This is a genomic window from Pseudomonas sp. P7779, from assembly GCF_013386315.1.
Taxonomy (GTDB): Bacteria; Pseudomonadota; Gammaproteobacteria; order Pseudomonadales; family Pseudomonadaceae; genus Aquipseudomonas.
This window is the reverse complement of record NZ_JACARZ010000161.1, coordinates 1-12,015: the sequence shown is the minus strand read 5'-3', so window position 1 is coordinate 12,015 and position 12,015 is coordinate 1. Positions and strand designations below refer to the sequence as shown.

The 12,015-nt window shown below is 60.4% G+C and carries 8 protein-coding genes; all 8 read left to right on the top strand.

Annotated features, from left to right (window positions below):
• The first annotated feature begins 771 nt into the window (after positions 1-771).
• The 8 genes from HX869_RS30430 (at position 772) to HX869_RS30395 (ending at position 11,996) form a co-directional block, all read left to right on the top strand.
• Complete coding sequence (locus HX869_RS30430) at positions 772-2,088, top strand: nucleotide sugar dehydrogenase (protein ID WP_003216295.1); 1,317 nt, start codon at positions 772-774, stop codon at positions 2,086-2,088.
• Between the two features lie 84 nt (positions 2,089-2,172).
• Entirely contained in the window at positions 2,173-3,654 is a 1,482-nt protein-coding gene (gene alg8 / locus HX869_RS30425) for a mannuronan synthase (protein ID WP_017477650.1), read from the top strand.
• 36 nt (positions 3,655-3,690) lie between these two features.
• Positions 3,691-4,860 carry an alginate biosynthesis protein Alg44 gene (locus tag HX869_RS30420; RefSeq protein ID WP_003216292.1) on the top strand — a complete coding sequence of 390 codons (1,170 nt, stop codon included), beginning with the start codon at positions 3,691-3,693 and terminating at the stop codon, positions 4,858-4,860.
• A 135-nt stretch (positions 4,861-4,995) separates the two neighbouring features.
• A complete protein-coding gene (algK, locus tag HX869_RS30415; RefSeq protein ID WP_218167325.1) occupies positions 4,996-6,375 on the top strand; it encodes an alginate biosynthesis TPR repeat lipoprotein AlgK in 1,380 nt (459 codons plus the stop codon).
• On the top strand, positions 6,372-7,859 hold the full coding sequence (locus HX869_RS30410; RefSeq protein ID WP_178904119.1) for an alginate export family protein: 1,488 nt from the start codon (positions 6,372-6,374) through the stop codon (positions 7,857-7,859). Before algK ends, HX869_RS30410 begins: the two co-directional genes overlap by 4 nt.
• On the top strand, positions 7,859-9,418 hold the full coding sequence (gene algG, locus HX869_RS30405; protein ID WP_177040277.1) for a mannuronan 5-epimerase AlgG: 1,560 nt from the start codon (positions 7,859-7,861) through the stop codon (positions 9,416-9,418). Before HX869_RS30410 ends, algG begins: the two co-directional genes overlap by 1 nt.
• 11 nt (positions 9,419-9,429) lie before the next feature.
• On the top strand, positions 9,430-10,878 hold the full coding sequence (locus tag HX869_RS30400) for an alginate O-acetyltransferase (protein ID WP_076014451.1): 1,449 nt from the start codon (positions 9,430-9,432) through the stop codon (positions 10,876-10,878).
• A gap of 8 nt (positions 10,879-10,886) precedes the next feature.
• Positions 10,887-11,996, top strand: coding sequence for a mannuronate-specific alginate lyase (locus HX869_RS30395; protein ID WP_177036206.1), 1,110 nt, complete (start codon positions 10,887-10,889; stop codon positions 11,994-11,996).
• Positions 11,997-12,015 lie beyond the last annotated feature (19 nt).

The window sequence follows — 12,015 nt, the reverse complement described above, 5'->3', positions numbered from 1 at the left end:
AGCCCGCTCCCACATTTTGTTTGCATCCAATTCCAAATTCGTCATTTATTTGGCGTCAAAAATAATTCTTCAGATTCCCTAACATTTATTTCACTCGACATTCGTCAATTTTTTTCGTAGTGGCACCACTTTTTTAAAACAGTAGTGGCACAAAACTATTCACCGCTCGCAACTCCCCGCAACTACTGGCCTAAATAGCAAGTGCTATCAGAATAGTACTAGTGCCATCTTTCCTAATATTTCAAGAAATTTCCGGAAACAGGATGAGTGGACAGGAACTATGTCCTAAAGCACCGCTCATACCACCGGTAACGATTATCTCTGAAGATGTAAGAGATGACTTACGTGGCGACCAAGGGAAGTAGCAAAGTTGTCATATAACTTTGACTCAATGGTCAAATCATCAACTGATTAGTTGAAGGCGGACGCAAAGGTTTCACTACTTTCTCCGACAAGGCCAAGGCTGAGCTCACCTGTATGGGTCAGTGAGACAACCCAAGCCGTTGATATATAAGGGCTCAAAGCCCCTGTCAACGCCTTGCGGCACTGGCGCCAGGCCCTTCCCCAGGAAGGCTGGCTGCATTTCAGGGCAAGCCCCAACAATAAGGCCAAGTTGCGCACAACTTGAGTGCATTAGTTAGTCACTCGACTTTTAGTATGCCTGCACTGGATATACCGACGTTTATTCGTCGCACTTCCCAGTGCCTGGGTGACGCTTCAAAACATGAACTCCGGCCATCTAGTGGCACGATTAACAATGAGGTAAATGCGATGCGCATCAGCATATTTGGTTTGGGTTACGTCGGCGCGGTATGTGCCGGTTGCCTGTCTGCACGGGGCCATGAGGTCGTTGGCGTAGACATCTCCAAGGAAAAGATCGACCTGATCAACGCGGGTAAATCCCCCATCGTTGAACCGGGTCTGGGCGAGCTGTTAAGCCAGGGCGTTCAAACCGGCCGACTGCGCGGCACCACCAATTTCGCCGAGGCAATCCGTGATACCGACCTGTCGATGATTTGCGTCGGCACGCCGAGCAAGAAGAACGGCGACCTGGAACTCAACTACATCGAATCGGTGTGCCGCGAGATCGGTTTTGTCCTGCGTGACAAGACCTCCCGTCACACCATCGTGGTCCGCAGCACCGTGCTGCCAGGTACCGTGGCCAATGTGGTGATTCCGATTCTCGAAGACTGCTCGGGCAAGAAAGCCGGCGTCGACTTCGGCGTCGCCGTAAACCCTGAGTTCCTGCGTGAAAGCACCGCCATCGCCGACTACGACCTGCCGCCGATGACCGTCATCGGTGAATTCGACACCGCTTCCGGCGATGTTCTGCAGTCGCTGTACGAAGAACTCGACGCGCCGATCATCCGCAAGGACATCGCCGTCGCCGAGATGATCAAGTACACCTGCAACGTCTGGCATGCGACCAAAGTGACCTTCGCCAACGAGATCGGCAACATCGCCAAGGCGGTAGGTGTCGACGGTCGCGAAGTGATGGAAGTGGTCTGCCAGGACAAGACCCTCAACCTGTCCCAGTACTACATGCGCCCGGGCTTTGCCTTCGGCGGTTCCTGCCTGCCCAAGGACGTGCGCGCCCTGACATACCGCGCAGGCTCTCTGGACGTGGATGCGCCGCTGCTCAACTCGCTGATGCGCAGCAACGAGTCCCAGGTGCAAAACGCTTTCGACATCGTTTCCAGCCACGACAAACGCAAAGTCGCCCTGCTGGGCCTGAGCTTCAAGGCCGGCACCGATGACCTGCGCGAAAGCCCGCTGGTGGAACTGGCAGAGATGCTGATCGGCAAGGGTTTCGACCTGAGCATCTACGACAGCAACGTCGAATACGCTCGCGTGCACGGCGCCAACAAGGACTACATCGAAGGCAAGATCCCTCACGTGTCGTCCCTGCTCAACTCGGACTTCGACGAAGTGATCAACAACTCCGACGTGATCATCCTGGGCAACCGCGACGAGAAGTTCCGTGCCCTGGCGCACAACGCCCCCCACGGCAAGCAAGTGGTCGACCTGGTGGGCTTCATGTCCAAGGCCACCAGCGTGAGCGGCCGTACCGAAGGCATTTGCTGGTAACAGCAACGGCAAGTTTCAAGCGGCAAGCGTCCTGATCCCCGGCGCTTGCTGCTTGAAGCCTCCTTCACCTGCGGAATGACGCCTATGTCCAAGTTAAAACACGTACTCCTCCAATCTGCCGGCTGGCTGTTTTTCCTGAGCCTGCTGATGGGACTCGCCCTGCTGTTGCCGGCGAGTACGTTCGACTCAGAGTCGAAGAATTTTATTTTCCTGATTGGCGCCGTCGGTATCTGGCGCTACTCGATGGGTGCTACGCATTTCTTTCGCGGCATGCTGTTCCTGTACGTGGTCTACCCGCACCTGCGGCGCAAAGTGCGCAAGCTGGGCAAGGCAGCAGACCCGTCCCACGTATTCCTGATGGTTACCAGCTTTCGGATCGACGCGCTGACCACGGCCCAGGTCTACAGCTCGGTGATCCGCGAGGCCATCGAATGTGGCTTCCCTACCACCGTGGTCTGCTCCCTGGTGGAAATGTCCGATGAGCTGCTGGTCAAGAGCCTGTGGGCCAGGATGAACCCGCCCGACCACGTCAAACTGGACTTCGTGCGCATCGCCGGTACCGGCAAGCGTGACGGCCTGGCCTTCGGTTTTCGCGCCATCTCCCGCCACCTGCCGGACGACCGTGCCGTAGTGGCCGTGATCGATGGCGACACCGTGCTCGCCGAGGGCGTAGTGCGCAAGACCGTGCCGTGGTTCCAGCTGTTCGGCAATGTCGGCGGCCTGACCACCAACGAGTTCTGCGAAGTGCGCGGCGGCTACATCATGAGCGAGTGGCACAAGCTGCGCTTCGCCCAGCGCCACATCAACATGTGCTCCATGGCCCTGTCCAAACGCGTGCTGACCATGACCGGCCGCATGTCGGTATTCCGCGCCAACGTGGTCACCGACCCGGGCTTCATTGCCGATGTGGAAAGCGACTCGCTGCAACACTGGCGCCTGGGCCGCTTCAAGTTTTTGACCGGTGACGACAAGTCCAGCTGGTTCAGCCTGATGCGCCTGGGCTACGACACCTTTTATGTGCCGGATGCCGCGATTCACACCGTGGAACACCCGCCGGAAAAGAGCTTTATCAAGGCCAGCCGCAAACTGATGTTCCGCTGGTACGGCAACAACCTGCGCCAGAACTCACGTGCCCTGGGCCTGGGTATGCGTCGCCTGGGCCTGTTCACCAGCATCGTGCTGTTTGATCAACGCGTGTCGATGTGGACCTCTCTGCTGGGGCTGACCGTGGCGATCATCGCCACCTTCAAATACGGCGGCGCGTTCATCCTCGCCTACCTGCTGTGGATCGGCATCACCCGCCTGATTCTGACCCTGCTGCTGTCGTGCTCCGGCCACAAGATCGGCCCGGCTTACCCGGTGATTCTCTATTACAACCAGATCATGGGCGCGCTGGTGAAGATCTACGTGTTCTTCCGCCTTGATCAACAGTCCTGGACCCGCCAGGACACCAAACTGACCCGCGATTTGGCCAGCTTTCAACGTTGGTTCAACACCTGGTCGTCTCGGACCATGACCTTCTCCGCCGGCAGCATTTTCGTCGCCGTGTTGCTGATGATGGTTTGACCCTGCCAAGCCTGAATTAACTAGGAACTAAACACCATGAATAGCCCAGTAAACGCCAACGTTGTCCACGAATCCGAAGCCCAGCGCCAACACGCCCGGGTCAAAATCCCGGCCAAGCTGCGCTTCTTCGGCGCCGATCAAACACCGATGGAAGTGCGGGTGATCGACCTGTCAGCCGGCGGCCTGGCCTTCAACGCCCCGCAGCAGCCGCTGAAAGTCGGCGATGTGCACAAGGGTCGCTTGCAGTTCGTGATCGACAACCTGGGCCTGGCGATGGACGTCGAGCTGCAGATTCGCTCCTACGACCGCCAGACCGGCCGCACCGGTTGCCAGTTCCAGAACCTCGATGCACAAGACATCTCCACCCTGCGCCACCTGATCACCTCGCACCTGGCCGGTGACATCGTGACCATGGGTGACGTGCTGGCGACCCTGCAACGCGACAACTTCACCAAGGCGCGCAAGGTCAAGGACGGCGGCAGCAACATGAGCGTCGGTGGCCGCCTGCGGGCGGTGACTTTCAGCCTCGGGATCTTCGTGGTGGGCCTGGCGGCATTCGGCTTCGTGGTCAAATCGGTGTACGGCATGTACTTCGTCAGCCACGCCACCTCCGGCCTGGTGAGCGTGCCCGGGATGAACGTGACCATGCCCCGCGATGGCACCGTGCAAAGCCTGATCAAAGGCGATGCGGTCGCCGCCAAAGGCGCGCCATTGGCAACCTTCAGCACCAGCATGCTCGACGTACTCAAGGGCCATCTGGACGAAGACCAGCTGCAACCGGCCAAGGTCGAAGAGCTGTTCGGCAAGCAAATGACCGGCACCCTCACCTCCCCGTGCGACTGCGTCGTGGCCCAGCAACTGGTCGCCGACGGTCAGTACGCCAGCAAGGGCGACGTGATCTTCCAACTGGTGCCACGCGGCAGCCAGGCCAACGTTGATGCGCGCTTCTCCTATCGCCAGTTTGCCGACGTTCGCCCGGGCACCCGCGTGAACTTCCAGGTAGCGGATGAAGAGCAGGTACGCACCGGCACCATCGTCAGCAGCACCAGCCTGAACAGCAGCGAAATGTCCTCCGACATCCGCGTGCAGATCAAACCCGATGCCCCGCTGGACAGCACCTACGCCGGTCGCCCGGTTGAAGTGACCAGCGATCGCGGCCCGTCCCTGAACTGGCTGATCGACAAAGCCATGGCCAACGGTCTGTAAGCAGAGGACATGCCTGTGATGACTCTCTCAAAAACACCGCAATCCCTGTGGGAGCGGGCTTGCTCGCGAAAGCAGTGTGTCAGCCAACACATGCATCAACTGACAGGGCCCCTTCGCGAGCAAGCCCGCTCCCACATGGGAACTGTGGCGTTGCTGGCTGTTGCGGTCAGCCTCGCCGGTTGCGCCGGCCTGCCCGACCAACGCCTGGCCAATGAAGCGCTGAAACGTGGCGACACCGTCACTGCCCAGCAGAACTACCAGCAGCTCGCGGATTTGGGCTACAGCGAGGCCCAAGTGGGCCTGGCGGATATCCAGGTCGGCACCCGCGACCCCGAGCAAATCAAGCAGGCCGAAGCGACGTACCGCGCGGCCGCCGATACCTCGCCCCGTGCCCAGGCACGCCTGGGCCGCCTGCTGGTGGCCAAGCCCGGCGCGACCGAAGCCGAACACCATGAAGCCGAAGGCCTGCTGAAAAAAGCCTTTGCCAATGGCGAAGGCAACACCCTGATCCCGCTGGCAATGCTCTACCTGCAATACCCGCACAGTTTCCCGAACATCAACGCCCAGCAGCAGATCAGCAAATGGCGCGCCTCGGGTTACCCGGAAGCCGGTCTCGCCCAGGTGCTGCTGTATCGCACCCAGGACACCTACGACCAGCACCTGGATGAAGTGGAAAGCATCTGCAAGGCGGCGCTGAACACCACCGATATCTGCTACGTCGAGCTGGCCACGGTCTACCAGAAAAAAGCCGAGCCGGAAAAACAGGCCGAACTGCTCAAGCAGATGGAAGCCGGCTACAGCCGCGGCACCGTCACCGCCCAACGGGTCGACAGCGTGGCTCGTGTACTGGGTGATGCAAGCCTGGGCAAGACCGACGAAAAAACCGCCCAGGCCCTGCTGGAAAAAATCGCCCCCGGCTACCCGGCCTCCTGGGTCAGCCTGGCGCAACTGCTCTACGACTTCCCGGAACTGGGCGACGTCGACCAGATGATGAAGTACCTCGACAACGGCCGCGCCGCCGACCAGCCCCGCGCCGAACTGTTGCTGGGCAAGCTCTACTACGAAGGCAAGTGGGTCCCGGCTGACGCCAAGGCCGCCGAAGAACACTTCCAGAAAGCCGTCGGCCGCGAAGTCGCCGCCGACTACTACCTCGGCCAGATCTACCGCCGTGGCTACCTGGGCAAGGTCTATTCGCAAAAGGCCCTGGACCATCTGTTGACCGCTGCGCGCAACGGCCAGAACAGCGCCGACTTCGCGATTGCCCAGCTGTTTTCCCAAGGCAAGGGCACCAAGCCCGACCCGCTTAACGCCTATGTCTTCAGCCAGTTGGCCAAGGCCCAGGACACGCCGGAAGCCAACGACCTGGCGACCCAGCTCGAAGCGCCGCTGACCCCGGAACAACGCGCCGAAGGCCAACGCCTGGTGCAACAGGAGCTGGCCGTGCGCGGCACCCTGGCCCAAAGCACGCTGCAATTGCACGCCCTGCAAGAAGAAGACGGCGAGGAATCCCTATGAAGCTCAACCCATTCGTCAAGGCCGGTATCGGCCTGACCTTCGCCCTGCTGTGGTCGTGCCCGACCCTGGCGGCGCTGACCGAAGCCAAGAACTTCGGCCTGGAAGTCAAAGTCACCGGCCAGTCCGAAGATGACCGCGACCTGGGCACCCAGAAAGGCGGCGACGTCAACGGCATCGGCCTTGACCTGCGCCCGTGGATCTACGGTGAAAGCGGCAACTGGAGCGCCTACGCCATGGGCCAGGCCGTGACCTCCAGCGACATCATCGAGACGGACACCCTGCAACAGTCCTCGGATGACGCCACTCAACAGACCAGCAATGACGACCGCAAGAGCAAGAAGAACTACCTGGCGATGCGCGAGTTCTGGGTCGCCTATGGCGGCTTCACGCCCTACCCCGGCGAGATCCTCAAGCTCGGTCGCCAACGCCTGCGCAATGACGACGGCCAATGGCGCGACACCAATATCGAAGCGCTGAACTGGACCTTCGACACCACCTTGCTCAAGGCCAATGTCGGCGTCGCCGAGCGCTTCAGCGAATACCGCACCGACCTCAAGGAACTGTCGCCCAAGGACAAGGACCGTCAGCACCTGTACGCCGACGCCGCCTACCAGTGGACGCCAGGCCAGTGGATCGGCCTGCGCGCGCACCACACCCATGATGACGGCAAGCTCGACTACCCGGAACCGGGCGTGGCCACCGACTCGCTGGACAAGCGCGAGAACGGCGACCTGACCTGGCTCGGCATCGAAGCCAACAGCGACGCCTACAACTGGCGCAACACCAACACCGTCAACTACTGGGCGAGCGTCACCGGCATGCAGGGCGACCGCGACACGGTCAACGCCTTGAACGCCGACGGCACCCGCCCGGCCAACGCCAAGCGCAGCGATGCCGTGAATGGCTGGGCCACCGACCTGGGTGTGCGCCTGCGTCTCGACCCGCAGTGGCAAGTGGGCGCCGCCTACTCCCGCGCCAGTGCCGAATACGAGCAGAACGGCCTGCAAAGCAACCGTTCGAACTGGACCGGTACCCAGTCCCGCGTCCATCGCTTCGGCGAAGCGTTTCGCGGCGAGATGAACAACATGCAGTCCATGAGCCTGTTCGGGTCCTGGCAGCTGCGCGAGGACTATGACGCAAGCCTGGTGTACCACAAGTTCTGGCGCGTCGACGGCAACAAGCCGGTGGGCAGCAACGGCATCGATGCCGTGCAGAACAACACCGATGACGTGACCGGCGCGATCCTGTCCAGCACGTCCCTGCCGCTTGAAGACGGCAAGAAAGATCTCGGCCAGGAGATGGACCTGGTGGTCACCAAGTACTTCAAGAAAGGCCTGCTGCCGGCCGGGCTCAGCCAGTCGATCGACGAGCCGTCGGCCCTGGTGCGCTTCCGTGCAGGCGTGTTCAAGCCGGGCGACGCCTATGGCAGCCAGGTCGACTCGTACATGCATCGCGCCTTTGTCGACGTGATCTGGAAGTTCTGATGGGAGCCTGCGCAATGAAGTCTCAAAGCCTGCTCGTCGCGGCCATGCTGTTGGCCAGCGCCTCGGCCTTCGCCGACAAAGCGCCGACCATCGCCAAAGAGCTGCAACAGGCCAAGACCTACACCATCTCCAGCCCGCCGACCGAGCCGCTGGAGATGGCCAAGCCTGCGCTGCCGGACGTGTCCGGCTACACCGCGGCCAATATCGCGAAAAAGATCGTGCGTACCAAGCCAGGCAAAATCAGCATCCGCCGGATGATGCAGGAAGACGCCCTGAAGGACTTCATCGGCGGCGACAACAAGATGGCCGAATGGGTAGTGCGCCAGCACGGCATTCCCCAGGCGATCTTTGTCGACGACGGCTACATGAACCTCAAGGACCTGCTGAAGAAAGTGCCCAAGCAGTACTTCAGCGAAACCTCGCCGGGGGTGTTCCTGGCCAAGTTGCCGATCGTGGTGGGCCGTAAAGGCATCCTCGAAATCGACAAGCAGACTCAAGAGCTGCGCCTGTCCCAGGAAGCCGGTTCGTTCCTGATCAACGACGGCCAGTTGTTCGTACGTGACACCAGAATCACCGGCTGGCGCGAGAAGACCAACGGCCCGGCGACCTTCCAGTCGCCCAAGGAATTCCGCCCGTTCCTGCTGGCCTGGGGCGGCACCGAGACCTACATCGCCAATAGCAAGATGGCCAGTTTCGGCTACGCCAACAGTAAGTCGTATGGCGTGAGTATTTCCCAATACACGCCGAACATGGCCAAGGTGCTCAAGCGTCCTGAACCGACGGGCTGGATCGTCGACTCCGAGTTCTCGGACATGTGGTACGGCTTCTACTGCTACGAAACCACCGGCTTTGTGCTCAAGGGCAATACCTACAAGGACAACATCGTCTACGGCATTGACCCCCACGACCGTTCACACGGCCTGATCATCACCGACAACACCGTCTACGGCACGAAGAAGAAGCACGGCATCATCATTTCCCGGGAAGTGAACGACAGCTTCATCTTCAACAACCGCAGCTTCGACAACAAGCTCTCGGGCCTGGTGATCGACCGTAACAGCGTCAACAACCTGATCGCCGACAACGAGATCTACCGCAACCACACCGACGGCATCACCCTCTATGAGAGCGGCGATAACCTGCTGTGGGGCAACAAGGTGATCAGCAACCGTCGCCACGGCATCCGCGTGCGTAACAGCGTGAACATTCGCCTGTACGAGAACGTTGCCATGGCCAACGGGCTGACCGGCGTGTACGGCCACATCAAGGATTTGACCGACACCGACCGCGACATCGCCCTCGACCCGTTCGACACCAAGGTCTCGCTGATTGTGGTGGGCGGTGAGCTGGCCGCCAACGGCAGCGGGCCGCTGTCCATCGACTCGCCGTTGAGCATCGAGCTGTACCGCGTATCGATGCTTGCGCCGACCAAATCCAGTGGCATCAGCTTCTCGGGCGTTCTTGGCGATCGCCAGGAAGAGATCCTCGACTTGCTGGTACGCCAGAAGAAAGCCGTGCTGATCGACCCTGTCGAACGCCAGACCGAAATGCAGGACTGAGGATGACCTTTATGCACCCACACATGATCAAACTGCTCAGCCTTTCGGGTTTGACCCTCGGCCTGCTCGCGGCCAGCCAGGGCGTGCGCGCCGACGAAATCAAGGCGCCAACCTTCACCGCCGAACCGTGCTGCAGCCTGTGCCCGGCCGCCCACGACGCGAAGAACTACACCACCCGCTACCAGCAGAACTTCACCACCCTGGTGCAAGCCCAGGGCGACTGGCTGTTCCGGACCCAGGAAGACCTGCGCACCGAATTCGACACCAGCCCCGCCGGCTACAAACGCATGCAGCAGCTGCACGATGCGTTCAAGAGCAAGGGCGTGGAACTGGTGGTGGTCTACCAGCCGACCCGTGGCTTGGTGAACCGCAACAAGCTCAACCCTGAAGAGAAAGCCAGGTTCGATTTCGACAAGGCCCTGGGCAATTACAAGACCATGCTCGGGCGCTTCGCCAAGATGGGCTACGTCGTGCCGGACCTGTCGCCGCTGACCAACGAGCAACTGCCGGATGAATTGCCGGCCCACGATTTCTACTTCCGCGGCGACCAACACTGGACGCCATACGGCGCCCAGCGCACCGCCAAAATCGTCGGCGCGAAAGTGCGGGCGATGCCTGAATTTGCCGGTATCCCGCAGCGCGAATTCGAGACCAAACGGTCCGGGCGCATGGGCAAGACCGGCACCCTGCACAACATGGCCGGGCAACTGTGCGGCACCAGCTACGCGATCCAGTACATGGACCAGTTCACCACCGAGCCCAAGGGCGAAGCGGCAGACGGCGACCTGTTCGGTGATTCCGGCAACCCGCAGATCACCCTCGTGGGCACCAGCCACAGCGGCAAGAACTACAATTTCGCCGGCTTCCTGGAACAGGAAATCGGTGCCGACATCCTTAACGTCGCCTTCCCCGGTGGTGGCCTGGAAGGCTCGATGATCCAGTACCTGGGCAGCGAAGAATTCCAGAAGACCCCGCCGAAGATCCTGATCTGGGAATTCTCGCCGCTGTATCGCCTGGACCAGGAGACCATCTACCGCCAGATGATGTCGCTGCTGGACAACGGCTGTGAAGGCAAGACCGCCCAGATGAGCGCCAGCACCACGCTGAAACCCGGCAAGAACGAATTGCTGGTGAACAGTTCGAACAAAGACCTGCGCAACAGCAGTCACCAGGTCGACATCCGCTTCGCCGACCCATCGGTGAAAACCCTGCAAGCCACCCTCTGGTACATGAACGGGCGCCACGAGGACATCAAGATCGAGAAACCCGAAACATCCGATACAGACGGGCGTTTCGCCTTTGAACTGCGCACCGATGAAGACTGGGCCACGCAAAACCTGCTGGCCGTGGAAGTGCAGGGCCCTGAAGCGGGCCAGGCCGCGCAGAAAGTCGAAGCGAAAATTTGCACACGCAACGTATTCCCCGCCGGTGGTCAACAGACTGCTTCAACGGGGCAATGAGGTTACTTATGCAGAAGTTATTGATTCCAACGCTGCTGGGCCTGGCGATGTTTGCCGGCCAAGTCAACGCCGCCGCACCACTGCGTCCGCCCCAGGGTTATTTCGCCCCGGTGGAAGCATTCAAGACCGGCGACTTCAAGAATGACTGCGACGCCATGCCGGCGCCGTACACCGGCTCGCTGCAATTTCGCAGCAAGTACGAAGGTTCGGACAAGGCTCGTTCCACCCTGAATGTGCAGTCCGAAAAAGCCTTTCGCGACAGCACCGCCGACATCACCAAGCTGGAAAAAGACACCAGCAAGCGCGTGATGCAATTCATGCGCGACGGCCGTCCGGAGCAGTTGGAATGCACGCTGAACTGGCTCACGAGCTGGGCCAAGGCCGATGCATTGATGTCCAAGGACTTCAACCACACCGGCAAGTCCATGCGCAAATGGGCACTGGGCAGCATGGCGTCGGCCTATGTGCGCCTGAAGTTCTCCGACTCTCATCCGCTGGCCAACCACCAGCAGGAGTCGCAGTTGATCGAAGCCTGGTTCAGCAAAATGGCCGACCAGGTGGTGAGCGACTGGGACAACCTGCCGCTGGATAAAACCAACAACCACTCCTACTGGGCTGCCTGGTCGGTGATGGCGACCTCCGTCGCCGTGAACCGCCGCGACCTGTTTGACTGGGCCGTGAAGGAATACAAGGTCGGCGCCAACCAGGTGGATGCCCAAGGCTTCCTGCCCAACGAATTGAAGCGTCAGCAACGGGCCCTTTCGTACCACAACTACGCCCTGCCGCCGCTGGCGATGATCGCCAGTTTTGCCCTGGTGAACGGTGTGGACCTGCGCCAGGAAAACAACGGCGCGTTGAAACGCCTGGGTGACAAGGTGCTGGCCGGGGTGAAAGACCCGGAGATCTTCGAGCAGAAGAACGGCAAGGAACAGGACATGAAGGACCTCAAGGAAGACATGAAATTTGCCTGGCTTGAGCCCTTCTGCACCCTCTACACCTGCGCCCCGGATGTGATCGAGCGCAAGCACGGGATGCAGCCGTTCAAGACGTTCCGCCTGGGGGGTGACCTGACCAAGGTCTTCGACCCGGCGCATGAGAAAGGCAACAAAGGCAGCTAGTCGCTGATCGTTCCCACGC

Excerpts from the sequence above, each read along its gene's own strand:
- HX869_RS30430 (WP_003216295.1), top strand. The coding sequence starts at position 772 with ATGCGCATCAGCATATTTGGTTTGGGTTACGTCGGCGCGGTATGTGCC.
- alg8 (WP_017477650.1), top strand. The coding sequence starts at position 2,173 with ATGTCCAAGTTAAAACACGTACTCCTCCAATCTGCCGGCTGGCTGTTT.
- HX869_RS30420 (WP_003216292.1), top strand. The coding sequence starts at position 3,691 with ATGAATAGCCCAGTAAACGCCAACGTTGTCCACGAATCCGAAGCCCAG.
- algK (WP_218167325.1), top strand. The coding sequence starts at position 4,996 with ATGGGAACTGTGGCGTTGCTGGCTGTTGCGGTCAGCCTCGCCGGTTGC.
- HX869_RS30410 (WP_178904119.1), top strand. The coding sequence starts at position 6,372 with ATGAAGCTCAACCCATTCGTCAAGGCCGGTATCGGCCTGACCTTCGCC.
- algG (WP_177040277.1), top strand. The coding sequence starts at position 7,859 with ATGGGAGCCTGCGCAATGAAGTCTCAAAGCCTGCTCGTCGCGGCCATG.
- HX869_RS30400 (WP_076014451.1), top strand. The coding sequence starts at position 9,430 with ATGCACCCACACATGATCAAACTGCTCAGCCTTTCGGGTTTGACCCTC.
- HX869_RS30395 (WP_177036206.1), top strand. The coding sequence starts at position 10,887 with ATGCAGAAGTTATTGATTCCAACGCTGCTGGGCCTGGCGATGTTTGCC.